A 15,029-nucleotide genomic window follows, 5' to 3' on the forward strand; every position below is an offset into this window, starting at 1 on the left:
CCGCGTCGAACGGGGTGGCGCCTCATTAAAGGAGACTGTTGATGCGTACCATCCGCCAGATCGCCGCCGTATCCGGACTCGCCCTCGCAGCCGCTTCCGCCACCGCTCATGCAGAAAAAATCTCGATCATGGTAGGCGGTGCCGCCAAGATCATCTATCTCCCCGCGAAGCTGACGGAGCAGCTCGGCTACTTCAAGGACGAGGGCCTCGACGTCGAGATCCTTTCTCAACCTGCCGGCGTCGACGCCGAAAACGAGCTGCTCGCGGGCGCGGTGCAAGGGGTGGTCGGCTTCTACGATCACACGATCGACCTGCAGAGCAAGGGCAAGGAAGTGCAGGCGCTCGTGATCTTCGGCCAGGTGCCGGGCGAAGTCGAAATGGTGTCGACAAAGGCATCGGCGACACTCAAGAGCATGGCCGACGTGAAGGGCAAGACACTCGGCGTGACGGGCCTCGGCTCATCGACGAGCTTCCTCACGCAGTATCTCGCGCAACGCGCGGGCATCCCGTCGACGCAATACACGCTGCTGCCCGTCGGCGCTGACAACAGCTTCATCGCCGCGATCAAGCAGGAGCGCATTGACGCCGGCATGACCACCGAGCCGACCGTCTCGCAGCTGCTGAAGATGGGTGACGCGAAGGTGCTCGTCGATATGCGCACGCTCGAAGGCACGCGCGCCGCGCTGGGCGGCACGTATCCCGCCTCGAGTTTCTACGTGCAGCGTGCGTGGGCCGAATCGCACAAGGCCGACGCCACCAGGCTCTCGCATGCATTCGCGAAGACGCTGAATTTCATCGCGACGCATAGCGCGGAAGACATCGCCGCAAAGATGCCGAAGGACTATTACGGCAGCAACAAGGATCTGTACGTCGCCGCGCTAAAGGCTTCGCTGCCTATGTTCACGAAAGACGGCAAGATGCCCGCCGACGGTCCCGAGACCGTGCTGAAAGTGCTCGCGTCGTTCAATCCGTCCGTGAAGGGCAAGCATATCGACCTCGCGAAGACCTACTCGAACGAATACGTGTCGACCGTCTCCACGGCATCGAAGTAAGCGGCAAGGTCAACTCTCATCTGCAACAAAAGAGGCAGCACGCGATGAATCAATCCAGGCCGCACGGCGCACCCGCGATCGAGTTGCGCAACGTATCGTGCCGCTTCATTTCACCCGACGGCAAAGCGACGATCGCGTTGCGCGACTTCAGCATGTCGGTGGCGAAAGGCGAATTCGTCGCCGTCGTCGGACCGACGGGCTGCGGCAAGTCCACGACGCTCAGCATGATAACGGGCCTGCTCAAGCCCACCACGGGCGAAGTGCGCGTGATGGGCGCGCCCGTCGACGCCATCGATCCACGCATCGGCTTCGTGTTTCAGGCGGATGCCGTGTTTCCGTGGCGCTCGGTGCTCGACAACGTGGCGGCAGGCCCGCTGTATCGCGGGCGCTCGAAATCGGCCGCCTACGACGAAGCGAACGAATGGTTGCGCCGCGTCGGACTCGACAAGTTCGGCAAGCACTACCCCCATCAACTGTCGGGCGGCATGAGAAAGCGTGTCGCGCTCGCGCAGACCTTCATCAACAAGCCGGAAATCCTGTTGATGGACGAGCCGTTCTCCGCGCTCGACATGCAGACGCGCACGCTGATGCAGGACGAACTGCTGCAGTTGTGGTCGGGGAATGCGGGCTCCGTCGTGTTCGTCACGCACGATCTCGAAGAAGCGATCGCGCTCGCGGACCGCGTGTTCGTGCTGACTGCGCGGCCCGCGACGTTGAAGAAGGTCTACGAGATCGATCTGCCGCGTCCGCGCGTCACGTCGGAAATCCGCTATGACCCGCGCTTCATCGAAATTTCGCGCGACATCTGGCACGACCTGCGCGAAGAAGTGCAGATCGGCTGATCAACCCAAGCAGAGATTCATTCCATGTCTACAACGCCTCAACAGATGATGCCTGCCGGGCTCGATCCCACTTCGCTCGCGCAGGTCGAACGGATTGCGCAGAAGCGCATTCGCCAACGCAACGCGCTCGTGATCGGGCTGCGCATCGCCGTGCTCGTTCTCGTGCTGGGCGGCTGGGAAATATCCGCGCGCATGAAATGGATCGACCCGTTCTTCTTTTCCATGCCCTCGCTGATCTTCGAGCAGATCGTCGACTGGTTCGTGAACGGCACCTCGCAAGGACCGCTCCTGACGCAGGTCTGGGTCACGCTTGAAGAAACGGGACTGGGCTTCATCATCGGTTCGGTGGCGGGCGTGTTCTGTGGCATCGTGCTCGGCCGCAACAAGCTGCTCTCCGACGTGTTCAGCCTCTACATCAAGATCGCCAATTCGATTCCGCGTGTCGTGCTCGGCTCGGTGTTCGTGATCGCGCTCGGTCTTGGCATGGCGTCGAAGGTCGCGCTGGCTGTCGTGATGGTGTTCTTCGTCGTGTTCGCGAATGCCTTCCAGGGCGTGCGTGAAGCAGACCGCTACATGATCGCGAACGCGCAGATTCTGGGCGCGTCGCGGCGACAGGTGACGACATCCGTCGTGATTCCTTCGGCGTTGAGCTGGATTCTCGCGAGCCTCCATGTGAGCTTCGGCTTTGCGCTAGTCGGCGCGGTGGTCGGCGAGTTTCTGGGCTCGAAGCAAGGCATCGGTCTGCTGATTTCGACGGCGCAGGGCGCATTCAATGCGAGCGGCGTGTTTGCCGCGATGATCGTGCTCGCTGTCGTGGCGCTGGCCGCCGATTATCTGCTGACTGCCGTCGAGCAGCGGCTGCTGAAATGGCGGCCGAACGGCGACTGATTCTTTTCTCGCAGTAGTTGTTTTGTAGTTGCACAGCGCCCCTGTATGGGGCGCTTTTTTTCGTCGAAACGATGCTGCGCAACATTACCGAAATGTAATCAGCGTCCGCGCACATGCCGGTATGATTGAAAGGTCAATCAGCGGCAAGCGAAGCGGAGCACAACGATGCGTATCCTGGTCATCGAGGACGAGCCGAAAACGGCGGCGTATCTGAAGAAGGGACTCGAGGAGTCCGGCTATTCGGTCGAGGTGGCAAACGACGGCTCGCACGGCCTGATCCTCGCGCAAGAGGAAGACTACGACGTCATCATCCTCGATGTGATGCTGCCGTGGATGGACGGATGGACCGTCGTGAAGACGCTACGCGCGACCCGCGCCACGCCCGTGCTCTTTCTCACCGCCCGCGACGACGTGAACGACCGCGTACGCGGCCTCGAACTCGGCGCGGACGACTACCTCGTCAAGCCATTTGCCTTTGTCGAACTGCTCGCGAGAGTACGCACGCTCGCGCGCCGCGGACCGCCGCGCGAAAGCGAACTGATCCGCATCGGCGATCTGGAAATGGATATCAACCGTCGCCGCGTGAAGCGCGGCACGATGCGCATCGATCTGACGCCGCGCGAATTCTCGCTGCTGCAACTGCTCGCGCGCCGCCACGGCGAAGTGTTGAGCCGGACGCAGATCGCCTCGTATGTATGGGATATGAACTTCGACAGCGACACAAATGTCGTCGAAGTCGCGATTCGCCGCCTGCGCAGCAAGGTCGACGATAACTTCCCGGTCAAACTGATCCACACGGTCCGTGGCGTAGGTTACGTGCTCGAAATCAAGGAAGCGGCTTGATGCGCGGCCGCTCGATCACCACCACGCTCGCGCTCGCATTCGGCGCGACGACGCTGGTGGTGTTCGTGCTGGTCGGCAACTTTCTCTATCGCGCGCTCGAACAGCAGATCAGTTCTCAGGACGACATGAGCATTGTGCTGTCGGCGCGTCATGCGCGTCGTCTTGCGGCGGAGATCGATACGTCAGCTGGCATTCGCGAGCATGGCGACCGGATCACGAGCATCGTGCTCGGCAATCCGGGGATGTCCATGGAAGTGTTCGATCCCAACGGGCAACTTGCCATCGAACACAATCTCGAAAGCACGCTCGGCAGCGCGACGCCCGCGAACGACAGCGCACTGCTCGCCGCCGGCCGCTCCATTCAGCGCGTGCAGGCAACGGATCGCATCACGCAAGACGCGATCGTCGGATGGAAAAACAGCACCGGCGCGCCGATACGCGGCGTCGCAACCGACGTCAAGCTGCGTGACGGCGAAATGGTCAGCATTCTGATCGCGCGCAACATGAGCGACCGCTACGCGCTACTCGATCACTACCGCGACTCGCTCACGATCTACGGCATCGCCGGCGTGCTACTGACTACCGTGCTCAGCTATCTGCTGATTCGCGCGGCCATGCGGCCCGTGCACGAGATTGCCGCCAGCGCCGCAGAGGTGACCGTGAACCGGCTCAACACGCGCATTGCCGTCAAGAGCGTGCCGCGCGAACTCGAAACGCTGGTGACGACGCTGAACGCGATGCTCGAACGCATGGATCGCGGCTTCAAGCAGATGTCGCGCTTTACCGCCGATCTCGCTCACGACATGCGTACGCCGCTCGGCAACATGCGGGGTGCTACGGAAGTCGCGCTCGCACGTCCGCGCTCTGCCGACGATTACGAAGCGCTGCTCGCGTCGAATCTCGAAGAGTGCGAACGTTTGTCGCGCATGATCGAGAACGTGCTGTTTCTTGCGCGCGCTGAGCATCCGCAGTTCGTCAAGCACATGCGCACGTTCGATGCCGTGCAGGAATTGACGCACATCGGCGAGTATTTCGAAGGCGTCGCGGAAGATGCCGGCGTGCGCGTGCGCGTTACAGGCGCCGCGATGCTTACCGCCGATCTCGAACTCTTTCGCCGCGCGGTCAGCAATCTGCTGGCGAATGCACTTCGCTACACGCCACGCGACAAGGAAATCGCGCTCGACGCGCGCGAGGCCGGCGACGGCGTGCGCATCACCGTATCGAATGAAGGCGAGCCGATCGCGCCCGAACATCTCGAACGCATTTTCGACCGCTTCTATCGCGTCGATCCGTCACGCAGCACGCTGCCCTCGTCCGGTTCGCCGCAAGGCTCGCCGGGTTCGACGGGGCTTGGCCTTGCGATCGTGCGCACCATCATGGATCTGCATGGCGGCACCGTCCATGCGGAAAGCGACGCGCGCGGCACGCGTTTCGTGCTGACCTTTCGCTCAACGCGCGCATAACGCACGCTATGCGAACGAAGCCCGCACCAACGCAGCCCTTACTGCGCGTGCAACCCGGCTAGCGTCACGCGCAGACCGACACCGCTTTCGTTGTTGCTCATGCTGAGCGTCGCATGATGACGCTGCGCGATTTTCATCGCGATCGCCAGCCCCAGTCCGCTGCCATGCACCTTGTTGCCGGCGCTGCGGTAGAAGCGGTCGAACACGCGCTCGCGTTCCGCGTCCGGCACGCCGGGACCGCTGTCCGACACGCAGATACTGACCTCGTCGCCACTGCGCTCAAGGATCACGTCCACCTTGCCGCCGTGCGGCGTGTAGCGGATCGCGTTGTCGATCAGATTGTTGAGCAGCACTTCGATGCCGTGTGCCTCGGCGTTGACCTTGTAAGCGTCGTCGGCGCCGCCCGAAGGATTGAACTCGAGCCCGAGGTCGATCTGCCTCGCCTCCGCAAGCATCGAAAAATCGGCGACGGCGCGCTCGCATAGTCTACGCAGACTCACCGGCTCGAAATGCGCGCTGCGTTGCGCGTCTTCGCGCGCCATCGTCAGCAGTTGATGGACGAGGTGGATCAACCGGTTGAGACGGCCTTCAATGCGCTCGAACGTCTGCTTGCTGCCGACCAGCGAGCCGTCGCGCTCGGCCGCCTGCAATTGCAGCTTCAGCGCGGCCAGCGGCGAACGCAATTCATGCGCGGCATCGCCGACGAAGGTGCGCTGCGATTGCGACGCAACATTCAATCGATGCAGCAGATCATTGAGCGCATCGACGAGCGGCTGCATCTCGACAGGCAAACGGCCCTCGAAATGCAGCGGCTCGAGCGAATCGAACGAACGGGTGGCGAGCGCGCGCGAGATGCCGCCAATCGGCGCAAGACCGCGGCGGACCACGAAGAGCACGATCAGGACGATCACCGGCAGAAACACCGCGAGCGGCCACAGCGTGCGCAACGCAAGGTGCCGCGCGAGATCCTGGCGCACGGACATAGGCTGTGCCGCCTGCACGAAGCGGTCGCCCTCCTGAACGCCGAAGATGCGCCAGTGAAACTCGTCGTATTCGATTGTGCGCAAACCGGGGGGAAAGCGCGGCACGTCGACGCCGGCTAGCGACCTGTACACGCTTCGGCCCGTGCCGTCCCATACTTCGATGAACAGGCGGTCGTCGGCCAGCCCGTCGAAGTCCGGTCCACGCTGCGCGAACCCGTTGGTGCCGGCGATGGTCGCGGGCACCGAGAGCGCCACCGTGCGCAGCTCGTAGTCGAAGAGTTCGTTCGCTTCCTCCTGCGCGGTGTAGAAGATTCCGTACGCCGCGATCAATGCTGCGACCGCGAGGCCTGCGATCAGCCAACCCAGCAACCAGCGCCGGATCGAGGTCATACGCCGCGCTTGAGCCGATATCCGACGCCGCGCACGGTCACGATCTGCTCTGCGCCGATCTTGCGCCGCAGGCTATGGACATGGACCTCGATCGTGTTGCTGCCTACTTCCTCGCCCCAGCCGTACAGCTTTTCTTCGAGCTCGGTACGTGTGAACACGCGCGCAGGTTCCTCGATCAACGCCTGTAGCAGACTGAATTCGCGCGGCACGAGCGCGAGCATGTCGCCGTTCAGCGTGACTTCGTGGGTGACGGGGTTCAAGGTCAGATCGCCATGCGCATACACAGGGTTGGTGTGCCCCGTGCGACGGCGCAACAGCGCGCGCACACGCGCAGCGAGTTCGTCGAGATCGAAGGGTTTGACGAGGTAATCGTCGGCGCCCGCATCGAGCCCGGCGATGCGGTTCTCGACCGCATCGCGCGCGGTGAGGATGATCACGGGCGCGCCGCCGCCGCGCCGACGATAGCCGTTGAGCACGTCGATGCCGTCGGCTTTCGGCAGCCCGAGATCGAGCAGCACCAGATCGTAGACGTCATGTGCGAGCGACAGCTCGGCTTCGCGTCCGTCTCGCGCCCAGTCGATTGCGTAACCCGCGCCGCGCATCGTGTCGACGACGGGTTCGCCAATCATTTCATCGTCTTCCACCAGCAGCAAACGCATGGCGTCATTTCTCCGTCAATCGCCCTGATGATCGAACCCGCAGCTTGGCGCCCTGTGCCGCTATGGCTTCATGAACGCGCGTCAGCTCGCGCTCACGCGCGGCGCACTGGTTGCAGGCACCGAGTCGCAGTTCCCGCAGCGGCCGAATATCACGAGACTGGAACTCGTGTAGTGGAAGTGATGATCGGCTGCGATGCGCGCCTGCTGCTGTTCGAGGCCCGGGTCATACGCATCCTGAATGCGGCCGCAGCGGCCGCAGACGAGATGGTAGTGGCGCTGGCCGCGATTGAGTTCATAAACGATGCGCGCATCGCCCAGCGATGCGCTCGAAATAAGATCCGCCTCATGCAACTGCGCGAGCGCGCGATAGACACTCGCGAGACTGCAAGGCTCGGGTTCGCGCGACAGCTTGCGATACACCTGATCGGCTGTGAAGTGCTCGTGCGGCAGTTCGTGGAAAAGCCTCAGTACGGACGCCCGACTGGAGGTAGGCCGCAGCCCGGCCGTTTTGAGTGCCGCGTAAATCGCAATCATGTGGGGGCCCCGTCTTGTGTCGAAGCCTCGCCGACGGGCTTCGTGACCGGACATTCTGTCCGCACGATCCTTAAGGTTCGCTTATCGGAGCCCGTCTGGCGTGCGTTGCCCGATTGCCTTGCGACCGGCCTTGCCGCGCCGCCGTCAAAGCAGCGCCAGCGTCCTCTCATCCGCGGCGCCGCCGAAGTATTTTGCGAGCGCCTGCGCGAACAACGGCTCGTCGGGCGCGGCCTTGGAAAACAGCGTCATCGACGAACGGAACTTCAGGTAATCCGGGTAGCCGAAGATGGTCTCGATCGACCGTCCCTGGATTTCGTTCACCGCGCGCGTGACCTCCTTCAATCGCGGACCCAGCAGCGGATGTTGCAAATATGAGACAGCTTCGTCGAGTGACTGGATAGCAAATTTTTGGGCCATTTGGCTCTCTCCGAGCCCCCGAAACTGCGGAAACACGTACCACATCCAGTGGCTTTGCTTGCGTCCCGCCCGCAATTCCGCTAGCGCCGCCTCGAAAACAGGTGCCTGAGCATCGACGAAGCGCCGAAGGTCGAATTGATCGTTCATGCCGTCCTCCGCAGTCGTTTTTCGGGCCGTCGAATCGCGCCCGGCACGTCAGCCAACTCCATACAAATACCTTTCAAACGCACTGTCCGGCGCTCCCGCCGCCGCGGAAAATCCTTGCGGCGCGTCATTGCGACACTATGTCTCACCTTCGATCACGCAATAGTTCGTTCGCATCAAAGTGCTGTACTGCAACACGTGCATTTCGTAATATGCGAGCGCTTAGAAAAGGAGCAAGGAAATGCATGCGTTCGTTCGTTTGTTTTTGTAGAGGGCCGCGATGATGAAAAAAATCGCGGGCCGGTTCGCCGGTCTCGTTTCAATTGCCCCAGCGTTCCTGCTATCGGGGTGCAACAACCTTGATCTACTCGCGCCGAAAGGCCCCATCGGAGCCGCAGAGAAGTCGCTGATCGCGACCTCGACGTGGGCGATGCTGATCGTCGTGATTCCCGTCATCTTCCTGACGCTGCTGTTCGCATGGCGCTACCGCGCATCGAACAAGGCCGCCGAATACCGGCCGAACTGGTCGCATTCGACGGCAATCGAAGTCGCAGTCTGGACGATTCCCGCACTGATCATTCTGTTCCTCGCCGTCCTGACGTGGAAGAGCACGCACGAGCTCGACCCCTACAAGCCGCTCGAGTCGAACGTGAAGCCGATCAACGTCGAAGTGGTCGCACTCGACTGGAAGTGGCTGTTCATCTACCCGGATCTCGGCATCGCGTCGGTGAACCAGCTGGCGATTCCCGTCGGCACGCCGGTGAACTTCCGTATCACGTCGGACACGGTGATGAACTCGTTCTTCATCCCGCAGCTGGGCGGCCAGATCTACGCAATGGCAGGCATGCAGACGCGTCTGCATCTGCTGGCGGAAGAACCTGGCGACTACGCCGGCACGTCGGCCAACTTCAGCGGCAAGGGCTTCTCGGACATGAAGTTCCGCACGCTGGCTGAATCGCCCGAAGAATTCAACGCATGGGTCGCGAAAGCGCGCGCGTCGACGGATCACCTCGACATGGACCGCTACTACAAGGTCGCGCAGCCCGAGGAGAAGGCGCCTGTATCGTACTTCTCGTCGGTGGATCCCAAGCTCTTCAACAACATCGTAGCCCGCTACAACAACGGTCACGTCATCGACAACATGAAGGACGTGAACTGTGCACCTAACGGGACGAAGGGGTAAGCATGTTCGGTAAATTAACCCTGGCGGATATTCCGTACCACGAGCCGATCATCGTGGTCGCAGGTGCCGGGATGATTCTCGGCGCGCTCGCAGTGCTCGGCGCGATCACGTATTTCGGCAAGTGGCGCTACCTGTGGACCGAGTGGCTCACGTCGGTCGACCACAAGAAGCTCGGCGTGATGTACATCATCGTCGCCATGATCATGCTGCTGCGCGGCTTCGCCGACGCGATCATGATGCGCACGCAGCTCGCTCTCGCGTATCACGCGCCGGGCTATCTGCCGCCGCACCACTACGACCAGATCTTCACCGCGCACGGCGTCATCATGATCTTCTTCATGGCGATGGCGTTCATGGTCGGCCTGATGAATCTGGTCGTGCCGCTGCAGATCGGCGCACGCGACGTCGCGTTCCCGTTCCTGAACTCGCTGTCGTTCTGGATGACGGCGATCAGCGCGGTCCTGATCAACATCTCGCTGCTGGTCGGCGAATTCGCGCAAACGGGCTGGCTCGCGTATCCGCCGCTGTCGGAACTGCAGTTCAGTCCTGGCGTCGGTGTCGACTACTACCTGTGGAGCTTGCAGCTCTCGGGTATCGGCACATTGCTGACGGGCGTGAACTTCTTCGTCACGATCATCAAGATGCGCGCCCCGGGCATGACGCTGATGAAGATGCCCGTGTTCACGTGGACGGCGCTGTGCACGAACGTGCTGATCATGGCCGCGTTCCCGATTCTGACCGTCACGCTCGCACTGCTCGGCCTCGACCGTTACCTCGGCATGCACTTCTTCACGAACGAAGCCGGCGGCAACGCGATGCTGTACCTGAACCTGATCTGGGCATGGGGCCACCCCGAGGTCTATATCCTGATCCTGCCTGCGTTCGGTATCTTCTCGGAAGTGATCTCGACGTTCGCGCGCAAGCCGCTGTTCGGCTACAAGACGATGGTCTACGCGACCTGCGCGATCATGGTGCTGTCGTTCCTCGTGTGGCTGCACCACTTCTTCACGATGGGTTCGGGCGCCGACGTCAACGCATTCTTCGGCATTGCGACGATGATCATCGCGGTCCCGACGGGCGTGAAGGTGTTCAACTGGCTGTTCACGATGTACAAGGGCCGCATCGAGTTCACGACACCCGTGCTGTGGACGGTCGGCTTCATGGTCACGTTCACGATCGGCGGTATGACGGGTGTGATGATGGCGATTCCGGGCGCGGACTTCGTGCTGCACAACTCGCTGTTCCTGATCGCTCACTTTCACAACGTGATCATCGGCGGCGTGCTGTTCGGCTACCTCGCCGGCATGAACTACTGGTTCCCGAAGGCCTTCGGCTTCAAGCTCAACGAGAAGCTCGGCAAGGCTGCGTTCTGGTTCTGGCAGGTCGGCTTCTGGGTTGCGTTCACGCCGCTGTACGTGCTCGGCTTCATGGGTATGACGCGTCGTCTGAATCACTACGACAACCCGGCATGGCATCCGTGGCTGCTGGTCGCCGAACTCGGCGCCGTGCTGGTCGCGATCGGTATCGCCTGCCAGCTGCTGCAAATCGTCGTGTCGATCCGCGATCGCAACAAGCCGGAAAACCGCGACCTGACGGGCGATCCGTGGAATGGCCGCACGCTCGAATGGGCGACCACTTCGCCGCCGCAGATCTACAACTTCGCCACCGTCCCTGTCGTGCATGAGCTGGATGCATTCCACGACATGAAGGCACGCGGCAATGTGGAGCAACCGGTATACCGCGACATTCACATGCCGTCGAACACGAGCGCCGGTTTCTTCATCGGCGTGTTCAGCCTTGCGCTGGGCTTCGCGCTGACGTGGCACATCTGGTGGCTGGCGATCGCGGCGTTCATCGGTGCGATCGGTACGTGGATCGCGCGCAGCTTCGATAACGACACCGATTACTACATCCCGGCCAATACGGTTCGACTGATCGAAGAACGTAACGGCGCTGGTGCGGGCGCGGCTGTCGCGAAGCAACTGCCCGAAGCTGAGGAGATTGCCTGATGTTGCAAAAAGCTATTCTTGCGGAACCGCATCACGATGCGGATCACGCTCCGTCCAATTCGGTATTCGGCTTCTGGCTGTATCTGATGACCGACTGCATTCTGTTCGCGGCGCTGTTCGCGACGTTTGCGGTGATGAGCCATCAGTTCGCCGGCGGTCCAAGCGGCAAGGATCTGTTCGAGATCGAGGGCGTCGCGATCGAAACGGCCATCCTGCTGTTCTCGAGTATCACGTATGGTTTCGCGATGCTCGGCGCACACAAGAACAACAAGAGCAGCACGTTGTTCTGGCTGGCTGTGACGTTCGTGCTCGGCGCGTCGTTCGTCGTGCTGGAAATCCGCGAGTTCTCGCATCTGATTGCGGAGGGCGCAGGCCCGGACCGCAGCGCGTTCCTGTCGGCGTTCTTCACGCTGGTCGGCACGCACGGCCTGCACGTGACGTCGGGTCTGGTGTGGATGATCGTGATGATGATTCAGGTCGTGCGCGCGCCGGCTCTCGGCGAGCGCGAACTGCGCCGCCTGACGTGCCTGAGCCTCTTCTGGCACTTCCTGGACATCGTCTGGATCGGTGTCTTTTCGTTTGTCTATCTTGCGAGCGTGATCTAAATGAGCAGCCATTCTCACTCGTCACATCCGGCGCACGCGGACGAAAACCACGGCAGCTTCGGCAGCTACATGATCGGGTTCGTGCTGTCCGTCATCCTGACGGCAGCCGCATTCGGTGTGGTGCTGGCGGGCTGGGCGACAGGCACGCAGGCGCTCTACGCGATCGCCGGCCTCGGCCTCGTGCAGATCGTCGTGCACCTTGTGTACTTCCTGCACATGAATACGTCGTCGGGTCAGCGCTGGAACGTGACCGCGTTCGCGTTCACCGTATTGACGGCCGTTATCGTGATCGGCGGTACGCTGTGGGTCATGCATAACGTCAGCATGAACATGATGTCGCGCTGAATCTCGCGTTAAGCGCCATCCTCGTGCCGGTTGCACATGCCGTATCGTGTAGCCGGCACGCTCCCCTCCCCCGCCTCACCAGCGCATCAGTTGCGCGCCAGCATTTCCATCGGACGGCCTCGGCCCGTCACCAGACATCCCGACCTGAACGCTTCGCCCTGACTGCTCGCGGCAGCGTCGCCAAAGCCCCGGCTCAGCGCATCCAGCTTCACTTGTTCCGCGCCTTGCGAACACGCGAACGTGCTGGCCTCTCTCGCCTGCGCATGCAGCAATGCCTTATCGGCGACCAGATAGGCCAAAACGGCGATAACGGCGATGTGGAAAGCTTTTCTCATGGATTCGTCTCCTCGCGACTTAAGCGTATCGCGAACAACTATGGCGCAAATCCAGGGCAACCCCGGTAGGCAAATAGTCGCGCCAAGTCAGTGGAAGCGCTTCCACTGCCATTTGTTTGTGCACCGCAAATTGCCTGCTCAGGCCGACGCATCAATGTCAATAGCGACTTCCGCAATAAATAAAAATCGCGCTTGTGGCAGCGCAACATTATAATTTTGAGTTATCCTCGTTAACCCTGACCGTCTCATGCGTTTTGGTTACGCGCGTGCGCAAGTCTGCGCATCGTCCCGCTCCGCTCAGGGGCCGGCCGTCGAAATGTCCATGTAAGGTTTTTGATCCTTCGCCTTTGAGGGCGAGGGCCTGCTATTCGCGTCCTGGCGTTTCATCGAAAGAGCAAATGCACTTCCCATCAGTCCTCGACCTCCTGATCTGGGTCCCCATCGTCGCCGGTATCGTTGTGCTGCTCGGCGGCTCTGATAGCGCGCGCAGCCGCACGCGCTGGCTCGCGCTGACCGGCGCAGCCGTCAGCATCCTGCCCGTCATTCCGCTGGTTGCGGGCTTCGATTCGTCGCTGGCGACGATGCAGTTCGAGCAGCAGCTCGCCTGGCTACCCGAATTCGGCATCTCGTACCACCTCGGCGTCGACGGCATTTCGCTGTGGTTCACCGTGCTGACTTCCGTGACCACGCTGATCATCGTGATCGCGTCGTGGGAATCGATCTCGACGCGCGTCGCACAGTACTACGGCGCATTCCTGCTGCTGTCGGGCTGCATGCAAGGCGTGTTCACGTCGCTCGACGGCATGTTGTTCTTCGTGTTCTTCGAAGCCACGCTGATCCCTCTCTACCTGCTGATCGGCACGTGGGGCGAACAGCGCCGCGTCTATGCGGCCGTGCGTTTCTTCTTCTTTTCGCTGGTCGGCTCGCTGGCGATGCTGGCCTCGCTGATCTACCTGTGGGCGCACGCGCACACATTCGACATCGCCACGTGGCGCACGCTCAAGCTCGATTTCACGCCGCAGCTGATGGTGTTTATCGGTTTCCTCGCCGCGTTCTCGGTGAAGGTGCCGATGTGGCCTGTGCATACGTGGCTGCCCGACGTCCACTCGGACGGCCCGACGGGCGCAGCCGTGCTGCTCGGCATGCTGAAGATGGGGGGCTACGGTCTGCTGCGCTTCGCGCTGCCCATCGTCCCCGACGCATGCCACTTCTTCGCCCCGGCGATGATCGCGCTGTCGCTCGTCGCGGTGATCTACGGCAGCCTGCTCGCGCTCGCGCAAACCGACATGCGCAAGCTGCTCGCGTACTCCGCCGTCGCGCACATGGGTCTCGTCACGCTCGGCCTGTTCACGTTCGACCGGATGGGCACGGAAGGGGCCGTCGTGCAGATGCTGTCGTACGGCATCGTGTCGGGCGCAATGCTGCTGTGCACGGGCATGCTGTTCGATCGCACGAGGAACGGTTCGATCGACGCCTACGGCGGCGTCGCCAACTCGATGCCCAAGCTCGCAACGTTCGCGATGCTCTTTTCGATGGCCAACGTCGGCCTGCCGGGCACGTCCGGTTTCGTCGGCGAGTTCCTCGTGCTGATGGGCGCGATCCGCTTCAACTTCTGGGTCGGCGCGACGGCTGCGCTGACGCTGATCCTGAGCGCCGCGTACACACTGTGGATGTACAAGCGGGTGATGTTCGGCGCGATCAAGAACACGCGTGTATCGAGCCTGCGCGATCTGGGCCGCCGCGAGTTCGTGCTGCTCGGCGCAATGGCCGTGCTGGTGCTCGCGATCGGTGTGCGTCCGAAGACCTTCACCGACGCGATCGGCCCGTCCGCCGAAAACCTCGTCGCGCAGGCCCAAGGCTCCGCGCTGCCGACGGATACGGGCGTTGCATCGAATAACCGCGCGACGGCAGTATCGACTCGCCTGCCCGGCTAAACGGCTCAACCGACCGCATTCGACGGGCGTCCACTGGGCGCCCGTTTTTCTTTGCGCCACGCCTTTAGCAGGCACTCCACTGGTGCGCACACGTGCATGCATGTCGCGGCTGCGCTTCAACCTTGTGCATGAAAGCCTCGCGATCGAGCCGGATCGACGCAGCGACGGCAATGGCATGCTTATCGCTTAGTCAAGCGCAGGAGCCGGTGCAGCATCCGGTTTAGCAGTCACAATCTGGCAAATGGACGACTAGGGTTCCGGTCTGCACGAATGCAAACAGAGGCGTTCGGTGCGCGACGCTGGTCCGAGAGTTGTCGACCTCGCACGAGGTTACACGGCGGGATAAAAGCCCGGGAGAGAACGCGATGCGTCGCGCCGCTCCTGCCGTCGATAACCGTCCCCG

The 15,029-nt window shown here is 61.9% G+C and carries 15 protein-coding genes and 1 riboswitch; of the genes, 10 read left to right on the plus strand and 5 right to left on the minus strand.

The window, feature by feature from the left end; translation table 11 throughout:
- Window positions 1–41: 41 nt before the first annotated feature.
- From BPHY_RS19955 to BPHY_RS19975, 5 genes are all read left to right on the plus strand, one after another.
- Window positions 42–1,052, plus strand: a complete 1,011-nt coding sequence (locus BPHY_RS19955) for an ABC transporter substrate-binding protein (RefSeq protein ID WP_012403255.1) — start codon at window positions 42–44, stop codon at window positions 1,050–1,052.
- Between the two features lie 44 nt (window positions 1,053–1,096).
- Window positions 1,097–1,894: an ABC transporter ATP-binding protein gene (locus BPHY_RS19960; RefSeq protein WP_012403256.1), complete on the plus strand. Its 798-nt coding sequence runs from the start codon at window positions 1,097–1,099 to the stop codon at window positions 1,892–1,894.
- Window positions 1,895–1,918: 24 nt separating this feature from the next.
- Window positions 1,919–2,782, plus strand: a complete 864-nt coding sequence (locus tag BPHY_RS19965; RefSeq protein WP_012403257.1) for an ABC transporter permease — start codon at window positions 1,919–1,921, stop codon at window positions 2,780–2,782.
- 165 nt (window positions 2,783–2,947) lie between these two features.
- Window positions 2,948–3,625 (plus strand): heavy metal response regulator transcription factor, encoded by a 678-nt coding sequence (locus BPHY_RS19970; RefSeq protein ID WP_012403258.1) that lies wholly within the window; start codon window positions 2,948–2,950, stop codon window positions 3,623–3,625.
- Complete coding sequence (locus BPHY_RS19975) at window positions 3,625–5,088, plus strand: heavy metal sensor histidine kinase (protein WP_012403259.1); 1,464 nt, start codon at window positions 3,625–3,627, stop codon at window positions 5,086–5,088. Before BPHY_RS19970 ends, BPHY_RS19975 begins: the two co-directional genes overlap by 1 nt.
- Window positions 5,089–5,126: 38 nt before the next feature.
- Here BPHY_RS19975 and BPHY_RS19980 read toward each other — a convergent pair whose 3' ends face one another.
- The 4 genes from BPHY_RS19980 to BPHY_RS19995 form a co-directional block, all read right to left on the minus strand.
- A complete protein-coding gene (locus tag BPHY_RS19980; protein ID WP_012403260.1) occupies window positions 5,127–6,461 on the minus strand; it encodes a sensor histidine kinase in 1,335 nt (444 codons plus the stop codon).
- Window positions 6,458–7,120, minus strand: coding sequence for a response regulator (locus BPHY_RS19985; RefSeq protein ID WP_012403261.1), 663 nt, complete (start codon window positions 7,118–7,120; stop codon window positions 6,458–6,460). Before BPHY_RS19985 ends, BPHY_RS19980 begins: the two co-directional genes overlap by 4 nt.
- A gap of 81 nt (window positions 7,121–7,201) precedes the next feature.
- A complete protein-coding gene (locus BPHY_RS19990; protein WP_012403262.1) occupies window positions 7,202–7,654 on the minus strand; it encodes a Fur family transcriptional regulator in 453 nt (150 codons plus the stop codon).
- Between the two features lie 144 nt (window positions 7,655–7,798).
- Window positions 7,799–8,218: a DUF1810 domain-containing protein gene (locus BPHY_RS19995; RefSeq protein WP_012403263.1), complete on the minus strand. Its 420-nt coding sequence runs from the start codon at window positions 8,216–8,218 to the stop codon at window positions 7,799–7,801.
- Window positions 8,219–8,495: 277 nt separating this feature from the next.
- Here BPHY_RS19995 and cyoA point away from each other — a divergent pair, with 277 nt between their 5' ends.
- Genes cyoA through cyoD form a run of 4 tightly spaced genes read left to right on the plus strand, consistent with a single transcriptional unit; the run spans window position 8,496 to window position 12,357 of the window.
- A complete protein-coding gene (cyoA, locus tag BPHY_RS20000) occupies window positions 8,496–9,398 on the plus strand; it encodes a ubiquinol oxidase subunit II (protein WP_012403264.1) in 903 nt (300 codons plus the stop codon).
- A 2-nt stretch (window positions 9,399–9,400) separates the two neighbouring features.
- Entirely contained in the window at window positions 9,401–11,407 is a 2,007-nt protein-coding gene (cyoB, locus tag BPHY_RS20005) for a cytochrome o ubiquinol oxidase subunit I (protein ID WP_012403265.1), read from the plus strand.
- Window positions 11,407–12,012, plus strand: coding sequence for a cytochrome o ubiquinol oxidase subunit III (cyoC, locus tag BPHY_RS20010; protein ID WP_012403266.1), 606 nt, complete (start codon window positions 11,407–11,409; stop codon window positions 12,010–12,012). Before cyoB ends, cyoC begins: the two co-directional genes overlap by 1 nt.
- Window positions 12,013–12,357, plus strand: coding sequence for a cytochrome o ubiquinol oxidase subunit IV (gene cyoD / locus BPHY_RS20015; RefSeq protein WP_012403267.1), 345 nt, complete (start codon window positions 12,013–12,015; stop codon window positions 12,355–12,357).
- An 86-nt stretch (window positions 12,358–12,443) separates the two neighbouring features.
- Here cyoD and BPHY_RS20020 read toward each other — a convergent pair whose 3' ends face one another.
- Window positions 12,444–12,692, minus strand: a complete 249-nt coding sequence (locus tag BPHY_RS20020; RefSeq protein ID WP_041764430.1) for a hypothetical protein — start codon at window positions 12,690–12,692, stop codon at window positions 12,444–12,446.
- A gap of 398 nt (window positions 12,693–13,090) precedes the next feature.
- Between BPHY_RS20020 and BPHY_RS20025 the strand changes: the two genes are divergently transcribed.
- Window positions 13,091–14,626 (plus strand): complex I subunit 4 family protein, encoded by a 1,536-nt coding sequence (locus BPHY_RS20025; protein WP_012403269.1) that lies wholly within the window; start codon window positions 13,091–13,093, stop codon window positions 14,624–14,626.
- 238 nt (window positions 14,627–14,864) lie between these two features.
- Window positions 14,865–14,985: riboswitch (guanidine-I (ykkC/yxkD leader) on the plus strand.
- The last annotated feature ends 44 nt before the right edge of the window (window positions 14,986–15,029 follow it).

The organism is Paraburkholderia phymatum STM815, from assembly GCF_000020045.1.
Taxonomy (GTDB): domain Bacteria; phylum Pseudomonadota; class Gammaproteobacteria; order Burkholderiales; family Burkholderiaceae; genus Paraburkholderia; species Paraburkholderia phymatum.